Source organism: Mesorhizobium sp. M1E.F.Ca.ET.063.01.1.1 (assembly GCF_003998155.1).
Lineage (GTDB): Bacteria > Pseudomonadota > Alphaproteobacteria > Rhizobiales > Rhizobiaceae > Mesorhizobium.
On record NZ_RZSC01000257.1, the window covers coordinates 1 to 7701 of the forward strand.

Annotated in this window: 9 protein-coding genes and 1 pseudogene; 4 read left to right on the forward strand and 6 right to left on the reverse strand. The window is 67.3% G+C overall.

Annotated features, from left to right (window positions below):
• A pseudogene (locus EOA29_RS18655) lies at positions 1-199 on the forward strand (transcriptional regulator); the annotation flags it as partial.
• A 7-nt stretch (positions 200-206) separates the two neighbouring features.
• On the opposite strand, the gene EOA29_RS18660 reads toward EOA29_RS18655, so the two are convergent.
• The 6 genes from EOA29_RS18660 to tsaD all read right to left on the reverse strand — a co-directional run bounded on the left by EOA29_RS18660 (position 207) and on the right by tsaD (position 4376).
• Entirely contained in the window at positions 207-623 is a 417-nt protein-coding gene (locus tag EOA29_RS18660) for a DUF1761 domain-containing protein (RefSeq protein WP_127221264.1), read from the reverse strand.
• A 65-nt stretch (positions 624-688) separates the two neighbouring features.
• The gene (locus EOA29_RS18665) at positions 689-1402 is read right to left on the reverse strand and encodes a methyltransferase (protein WP_189350467.1); all 714 of its coding nucleotides are present in this window, start codon (positions 1400-1402) and stop codon (positions 689-691) included.
• Positions 1357-1782: an EVE domain-containing protein gene (locus EOA29_RS18670; RefSeq protein ID WP_126091234.1), complete on the reverse strand. Its 426-nt coding sequence runs from the start codon at positions 1780-1782 to the stop codon at positions 1357-1359. The genes EOA29_RS18665 and EOA29_RS18670 overlap by 46 nt, the downstream gene beginning before the upstream one ends.
• A 178-nt stretch (positions 1783-1960) precedes the next feature.
• On the reverse strand, positions 1961-2257 hold the full coding sequence (locus tag EOA29_RS18675; RefSeq protein WP_126091235.1) for a YciI-like protein: 297 nt from the start codon (positions 2255-2257) through the stop codon (positions 1961-1963).
• A 17-nt stretch (positions 2258-2274) separates the two neighbouring features.
• Positions 2275-3294, reverse strand: a complete 1020-nt coding sequence (locus tag EOA29_RS18680) for an NAD(P)H-dependent glycerol-3-phosphate dehydrogenase (RefSeq protein ID WP_126091236.1) — start codon at positions 3292-3294, stop codon at positions 2275-2277.
• Positions 3291-4376 (reverse strand): tRNA (adenosine(37)-N6)-threonylcarbamoyltransferase complex transferase subunit TsaD, encoded by a 1086-nt coding sequence (tsaD, locus tag EOA29_RS18685; protein WP_189350629.1) that lies wholly within the window; start codon positions 4374-4376, stop codon positions 3291-3293. Before tsaD ends, EOA29_RS18680 begins: the two co-directional genes overlap by 4 nt.
• Before the next feature lie 100 nt (positions 4377-4476).
• On the opposite strand from tsaD, the gene hemC reads away from it, so the two are divergent.
• The 3 genes from hemC to EOA29_RS18700 all read left to right on the forward strand — a co-directional run bounded on the left by hemC (position 4477) and on the right by EOA29_RS18700 (position 7690).
• The gene (gene hemC, locus EOA29_RS18690; RefSeq protein WP_126091238.1) at positions 4477-5403 is read left to right on the forward strand and encodes a hydroxymethylbilane synthase; all 927 of its coding nucleotides are present in this window, start codon (positions 4477-4479) and stop codon (positions 5401-5403) included.
• Position 5404: 1 nt separating this feature from the next.
• Positions 5405-6118, forward strand: a complete 714-nt coding sequence (locus tag EOA29_RS18695) for a uroporphyrinogen-III synthase (RefSeq protein WP_126091239.1) — start codon at positions 5405-5407, stop codon at positions 6116-6118.
• A gap of 99 nt (positions 6119-6217) precedes the next feature.
• The gene (locus EOA29_RS18700) at positions 6218-7690 is read left to right on the forward strand and encodes a COG4223 family protein (protein WP_126091240.1); all 1473 of its coding nucleotides are present in this window, start codon (positions 6218-6220) and stop codon (positions 7688-7690) included.
• Positions 7691-7701 lie beyond the last annotated feature (11 nt).

Here is a 7701-nt window from a genome sequence, read left to right on the forward strand (position 1 = left end):
TGCGGTGGCGCTGGCCGACTTCGCCATGGTCGCCAACGACCTTTCGCAAGGGCGTCTGGTGCGACCCTTCGAGCTCGGCATCAGGGTGGCGCCGGAGTTCGCCTATTTCCTGGTTTATCCGGAAGCCGTGAAGGACGACGCGCGCGTCGCCGCCTTTCGCGAATGGCTTATCGAGGAAGCGGCGAAGACGCCGACATGATGGCGCCCTAGCCGGCCGGCGCGCCGAACCACCCGATCACCGCGCCGATGAGGAGCAGCACGCCCAGCCAATGGCCGGCATCGATCAGCGTCAGGCCCCAGCCGAAGCCTTGATAGCGGTGGTTGACCGAAAGCGTGGTGGCGACGAAGCCCAGCCAGAGCACGAAGCCGAAGATCACCCCGGCGAGCGGGTTGGGCTCGCCGCCGGTCAGCGCGCCGATAACCAGCGTCATGACCAGCGCCATGATGAGCTCAGCGATGAAGCTGACGATGAACGGAACGACAGAGCGCTTCATGGTCGCCGGGTCAAGCTTTGCCGCCTTCAGCCAGGGCTTGCTCAAGCCCATGTACCAGGCGGCGCCGAACAGCCACGCCACGACGGCGGCGACGATCACCGCCAGCCAGTTCACCGTTGAAAAATCCATGTTCCCCCTCCGAATGCGTGTCGCCCAAAAATATGGCTGAATGGAATCCCGGTTCGCCGGCGGCGTCAAGCGGGAGCGGCAGAACCCCATCGCCAGACGGTCGTGCGCTTGACCTCCGCATCCTCCAGCGCGCGCGTCACCGGCACCTGGTAGACGGCCAGCGATTGCAGTCCCTTCTTCGGCAGATAGGCGCGGCCGGGATCCCCAACCAGGATATCGGCGCCGCGCGCCTTGAGTGCCGTGAACCACGGCATCAGCCGATCGGCCAACGGTTTGTCGTAGAAGACATCGCCGGCGAGCACGACGTCCCAGCCGTCATCCGTATCGATGCAGTCCGCATCCAGGAATTCGGCCTTCACGCCGTTGGCTTCCAGGTTGAGCGTGATCACCGTCTTGCAAAAGGGGTCGATATCGGCGGCAACCACTGCGGTAGCTCCGGCCTTCAAGGCAGCGATGGCGACAAGGCCAGAGCCGGAGGCGAAATCGAGCACGCGCTTGCCGCGCACGGCGGCCGGATGATCGAGCACGTAGCGGGCAAGGCCCTGGCCGCCGGCCCAGGCGAAAGCCCAGAATGGCGGCGGCAGGCCAATCTCGGCCAGCTCCTCCTCGGTGCGCAGCCACAGATCATGCGCCTCGTCGGCCAAGTGCAGCAGCACTTCCGGCACGTGCGGCGGCGCCATCAGCGCCGTGTTGTCGAGGATGAATGTCTTGGCGTTTTTCGGGGTGAGCCTGGTCACGGCGCCGGGTCGAGGCCGGCCATGCGGCAGACCTCTTTCCATTCGGCCGGCGTCACCGGCTGCACGGAAAGCCGGCCGAGCCGGACCAGCGCCATCTCGGCAAGCTTCGGATTGGCCTTGACCTGTTCCAGCGTCACCGGCTTCGGCACGTCCTTCCAGGCGCGGATGTCGACGCATTCCCAGCGCGGATCGTCGGTCGTGGTGTCGGGGTGGGCAAGCGCGCAGACCTCGGCGATGCCGACGATGTCGAGGCCCTCGTTGGAATGATAGAAGAAGCCGAGATCGCCGATCTTCATGGCCTTCATGTTGTTGCGCGCCGCGTAATTGCGCACGCCGTCCCACTGCGTGCCGGCCTTGCCCTTGGCCTTCAGCGCCTCGAAGGAAAAGACCGAGGGTTCGGATTTGAACAGCCAGTAGTTCATCTCAGTTGTCCCATTGCCATTGTCGGTTGGCCATTATTCAGCGTTGGCGCTGCCCCTCACCCTATCCTCTCCCCGTAAGGACGGGGAGAGGGGTCGCCAGCGTTGGAGCTTCTCCCTTCTCCCCGTTCTTACGGGGAGAAGGTGCCGGCAGGCGGATGAGGGGCAGCGCAAGCGAACCTCATTCGGTCGCAGGCTTCTGGAAGACCCAGTTCCACGCACGGATCTCGACGCTTTCGAACAGGCCGGCCTTGGCGTAAGGGTCGGCTGCGGCCAAGGCTTGCGCGCCGGCCATGTCGGGCGCTTCGATCATCACCAGGCTGCCTTCGGGCTTCCCATCGGCGTCGAGGAACGGGCCTGCAAAGGCAAGTTTGCCTTCGCTGATCAGGCCTTCGAGGAAGGCCGCATGCGCCGGCCGCGTGTCGGCGCGCAGCTGCAGGCTGCCGGGTTTATCCTTGCAAATCAACGCAAACAGCATGTTCAAAACTCCAAGGGTCAGATGTCGGTTTCGGTTTTGAGCGGCCGCGTCATCAGCGCCGTCACGGCTTGGCCGATGGTCACCTTGCCGTCGAGGATGGCGGCGACGGCGGAAATGATCGGCGCATCGATGCCGCGCTCGGCGGCGATGCGGGCGGCAATGCCCGCCGTCGGCACGCCTTCGGCGAGTGGCAGGCCGGCAAGCGGCTTGCCCTGGCCGAGCGCCAGGCCGTAGGCGAAATTGCGCGACTGCGCCGACGAGCAGGTGAGCAGAAGGTCGCCGAGGCCGGAAAGCCCCATCAGCGTCTCCGGCCTGGCGCCGAAGGCGGCGCCGATGCGGCGCAGCTCGACGAAGCCGCGCGTCACCATGGCGGCCTGGGCGCTGGCGCCGAGCCCGGCTCCGGTGACCGCGCCGGCGGCGATGGCGAAGACATTCTTCAGCGCGCCGCCGATCTCGACGCCGATGAGATCGTCGCTGGAATAGCAGCGCAGGTTCTCGGCCGAAAAGCGGGCGGCGAGATCGGCTGCCAATTCGCCATCGCGGGCGGCGACCACAACGGCCGTCGGCAGGCCGCGCGCGACATCAGTGGCAAAGCTCGGGCCGGAAAGTGCCGCGACCGGGTTGTCCGGCAGGATCTCCTCGACGATCGCCGACAGCAGCGCGCCGGTGTCGCGCTCGATGCCCTTGGCGCAGAGAACCAGCGGCACGCCCTTCGGCACATGGTCCGCGGCGGTGGCCAGCACCGCGCGCAGCGACTGCGCCGGCGTCACCACCAGCACGCAATCGGTGCCGCCGAGCGCCGCGGCGATATCGCTGGTGGCGACGATGCCGGGCTCGATCGCGATGCCGGGCAGGTAGCGCGCATTCTCGCCGCGATCGATGGCCGCCACGGTCTCGCCGTCGCGCGCGTAAAGCCGCACGAAATGGCCGGCGCGCAGCATGGCCAGCGCCAGCGCCGTGCCCCAGGCGCCGCCGCCCAGCACCGCGACGCGCCAGCCGCTGGGCGGCTTTCTGCCGCTTTTAGTCTTCTTGGTCATGCCTTGGCACCGCGCCGGCCCGAGCCGACCAAAGGAGCGGAAACACTGTCCAGCGGCCAGCGCGAGCGCGGCACGAAGTCCGCGGCATTCTCGCCCACTATCCCGGCGCGCAGCCGCTCGATGCCGGCCCAGGCGATCATCGCCGCATTGTCGGTACAGAGTTTCTGCGGCGGCGCGAGGAATGTGAAGCCGGCTTTGGAACAAAGCGCCTCAAGTGTGCCCTTGATCGTCCGGTTGGCGGCGACGCCGCCGGCAACGACCAGCGCGGGGTTCGCCTTGTCCGGGAATTCCAGGCGGAAGCGGGCGAGCGCTCGCGCGACACGGTCGCCCAGCGCATCCGCAACCGCAGCCTGGAAAGAGGCGCAGATGTCGGCGACGTCCTGGTCGCTGAGCGGCGCGATCGCCGTCGCGGCCTGGCGGACGGCCGTCTTCAGGCCCGAGAAGGAGAAATCGGGCTGCGCCGAGCCTTTCATCGGGCGCGGGAAGGCAAAGCGGCCCGCATCGCCGCTGGCCGCCGCCTTCTCAACATTCGGCCCGCCGGGATAGGGCAGGCCGAGCATCTTGGCCGTCTTGTCGAAGGCTTCGCCCAATGCATCGTCGATGGTGGTGGCCCAGCGCTGGTAGTCGCCTATGCCGCGCACCGCGACGATCTGGGTGTGGCCGCCGGAGACGAGCAACAGCAGATAGGGGAAGTCGAGCCCGTCGGTCAGCCTTGCGGTCAGCGCGTGGCCTTCGAGATGGTTGATGGCAATCAGCGGCTTGTTGGCGGCGGCCGCGATCGCCTTGGCCGTCATCAGTCCGACGATCAGCCCGCCGACCAGACCGGGCCCAGCGGTGGCGGCGACGGCGTCGACCTCGTCGAGGGATATGGCCGAATCGGTCAGCGCTGCCTCGATGATCCCGTCCAGCGCCTCGACATGGGCGCGCGCCGCGATCTCGGGCACGACGCCGCCGAAGGCGGCATGCTCCTCGATCTGGCTGAGCACGACATTGGACAGGATTTCGGGCGCCGAGCCGTCGTCCAGCGCCACAACGCTGGCAGCCGTCTCGTCGCAACTCGTCTCAATGCCCAGAACGCGGATCAATTGGTCGCTGTCCTCGAAGATTGTGTCGCCGGCCTTTCCTATATAGGACAAGGCCGGTCAGGCTTTGCCTGCCGGGGGTTATCACGGACCGCGCGCCATGCAAACAACCTTGAAAATCGGAACACGCGGCAGCCCGCTGGCGCTGGCCCAGGCGCATGAGACGCGGTCGCGGCTGATGAAGGCGCACGACCTTCCCGAACAGGCGTTCGAGGTGGTCGTCATCTCGACCAGCGGCGACCGCATCCAGGACCGGCCGCTATCGGAAGCCGGCGGCAAAGGCCTGTTCACCAAGGAAATCGAGGAAGCGCTGCTAGATCGTCGCATCGACATCGCGGTGCATTCGTCGAAGGACATGCCGACCGTGCTTCCCGACGGGCTGGAGCTCTCCGCCTTCCTGCCGCGCGAGGATGCGCGCGACGCCTTCATCGGCAAGACGGCGAAGCGGATCACCGATCTGCCGCAAGGCGCCAGGGTCGGGTCGTCGTCGCTCAGGCGCCAGGCGCTGATCCGCCGGATGCGGCCGGATCTCGAGGTGGTGATGTTCCGCGGCAATGTGCAGACCCGGCTGCGCAAGCTGGAAGAAGGCGTCGGCGACGGCACCATCCTCGCCTATGCCGGGCTGAAGCGGCTTGGACTCGAGAGCGTCATCACCGACCTGATGCCGTTGGATTTATTCCCGCCGGCGCCGGGGCAGGGCGCGATCGGTATCGAAAGCCGCATCGGCGACGGCCCGGTGGAAAAAATGCTGGCGGTCATCCGCGATGTGCCGACCGGGCAGGCGCTTGCCTGCGAGCGCGCGTTTCTCGCCGCGCTCGACGGCTCCTGCCGCACGCCGATCGCCGGCCATGCGACGATATCGGGCGAAAAACTGTCCTTTGCCGGGCTGATCATCTCGCCGGACGGGACCGAGTCGCACGAGGTCAAATTGGACGGCTCGGCCCAGGATGCGGCGGCAATCGGCGCGGAGGCCGCTCGGAGCGTGCGGGCCAAGGCCGGCGCCAAATTCTTCGAAGGCTGGGCCTGATATGGCCCGCGTCCTGGTGACGAGGCCGGAACCGGGCGCTTCCCGCACGGCGCGGCGGCTCGAAGCCCAGGGATTTCAACCCATTGTGCTGCCGCTGACCGAGACGGCGGCGCTGCCGGTCGAGGCAAGTTTCTTCCCCACTGCCGCCGCGGTCGCCGTCACCAGCGCCAATGCGGTTCGTCATGCGCCCAGGGAACTTGTCGCGGCGCTTGCCGCCTTGCCCTGCCATGCGGTCGGGAAAAGGACGGCCGAGGCCTGCCGCGCGGCCGGTTTTCTCTCTGTCGCTGAAGGCCCGGGCGATGCAGGAGCGTTGGCCGATGCGATCAATAGTGATCTCGCAGGCCAAGAAATCGTCTATCTTTGCGGCCGCGTGCGCTTTCGGATCTTCGAGGAGCGGCTCGCTGCGGCCGGCGTGCGGGTTGACGCGATCGAGACATACGACACCGTTCGGCTGAACCGCGACGATGCGGAGGTCGTGGCGCATCTTTCGAATAAGCCCGTCGACGCGGTGCTGCTCTATTCCGCCAAGGCTGCCGAGGCGCTGAACCCACTGATCCGCCGGGCCACCTTGCGCGGCCTGTTCGAAAGGGCGGAGCTGCTGGCGCTGTCCGCGCGCGTCGCCGATGCATTGGACGGCGGCGCCGGGCAAAAGGTTCGGATTGCGTCCCAACCCGACGAAGACGCGCTGCTGGCGCTTTTGTCGCTGCCGCGCTGAGCCGCGTCATCACACCGCCCCTTTTCACCGCTTGGTGATGTGCTAGAGCATCCCCTAGACCCTTCGAACCATCCTCAAGCCAATTTGCGGAGCCCAAGCATGGTCAAGACGCCTAAGGTGCGACATTCGAAGAGCCACCGCGAGCCGGTGACCATCGAGCTCGAGCCCGGCGCCGTCTCGCGAATCACCGAGGAGGATGCCGCCAAGGCCGAGGCCAATCCGGAACAGACCGACGAGGCGAAGGCGGAGGAAGCGGCCGCCGCTTCGCAGCCGGAAGCTCCGGAGGAACCGATCCATGCGGAGCAGGCCGACATCGAACCGTGGGAACACGCCGATGCGGCGCAGGCCGGGGTCGATGGACCCGAGGCCAAGACCAAGGATGAGGCGGAAGCGCCCTATCCGGGCGGCGAAGAGGCTCCGAAAAGCGAGCCGAATAACTTCGGCTACAATTTCGAGGATGCGTCGGCGGCCAAGACCAGTTCCGCCGGCTCTGCGGCGAAACCAAGCGAGACCCGGGACGACGGTCACGGCTCGCCGGCCGCCAGGCGCTCTGGCGTCAACATGATTGCGGCCGGCCTCATCGGCGGCGTGGTCGCGCTTGCCGGCGCCGGCCTGCTGCAGGCGGTCGGTCTGCTCGGCTCGCCTGCCTCGGGCGGAGCGGCGCTCGACGGCGTCAATGGCGAGATCGCCTCGCTCAAGGGTGAAATCGCGGCGCTCAAGGAATCGGGCGATACCGGTGCTTCGGCCAAGATCGACGGCCTGTCCTCGGCGCTCGATCAGGTGAAGTCGGATGTCGCGGCGCTGAAATCCTCGGCCGGGCAGAGCGGCGACGGCACGGCGCTCAAGGCGCTCAACGACAAGGTCGGACAGGTCGAGACGGCTGTCGCCGACCTGCAGAAAGCCGGCAGCGCGGCACCGGTTGATCTTGGCCCGCTCAACGAAAAACTCGCCGGGCTCGATGCGCTGGTGAAATCGGCCGGCGACGCGGCAAAGGCCGAGGACGGCCGGATCGCGGCGCTGGAACAGTCGGTGTCGCAGCTCTCCGGCAAGGTCGACGCGCAGGCCTCGCAGCCGAAGATCGCGCTGGCGATTGCCGCTTCGGCGCTGAAGGCGGCGCTCGACCGCGGCGCGCCATTCGCGACCGAGCTCGACACCTTCGCCGCGATCGCGCCGGACGCGCCGGAGATCACGGTGCTGCGGTCCTATGCCGAAAAGGGCGTACCGACCCGCGCCACAATCGCTTCGGAGGTCGAGGCCGCCGCCAACGCCATGGTCGAGGCGGCAACGCCGGTCGACCAGAATGCCGGCTTCTTCCAGAGCCTGGTGTCGAGCGCCGAGTCGCTGGTTAAGGTGCGGCCGGTCGGCACGGTCGAAGGCAAGGGCGCGCCGGAGACCGTGGCGCGCCTGGAGGTGGCGGTCAATCAGGGCGACTATGCCAAGGCACTCAGCGAATACGATACGCTGCCCGATGCGGCAAAGTCGGCGGGCGCCGATTTTGCCGGCAAACTGAAGGCGCGGCTCGAGGTCGAAAAGCAGATCGACGCGCTGATTGCCGGCGCGACGAAGGCGTGAGGACCGTCCGA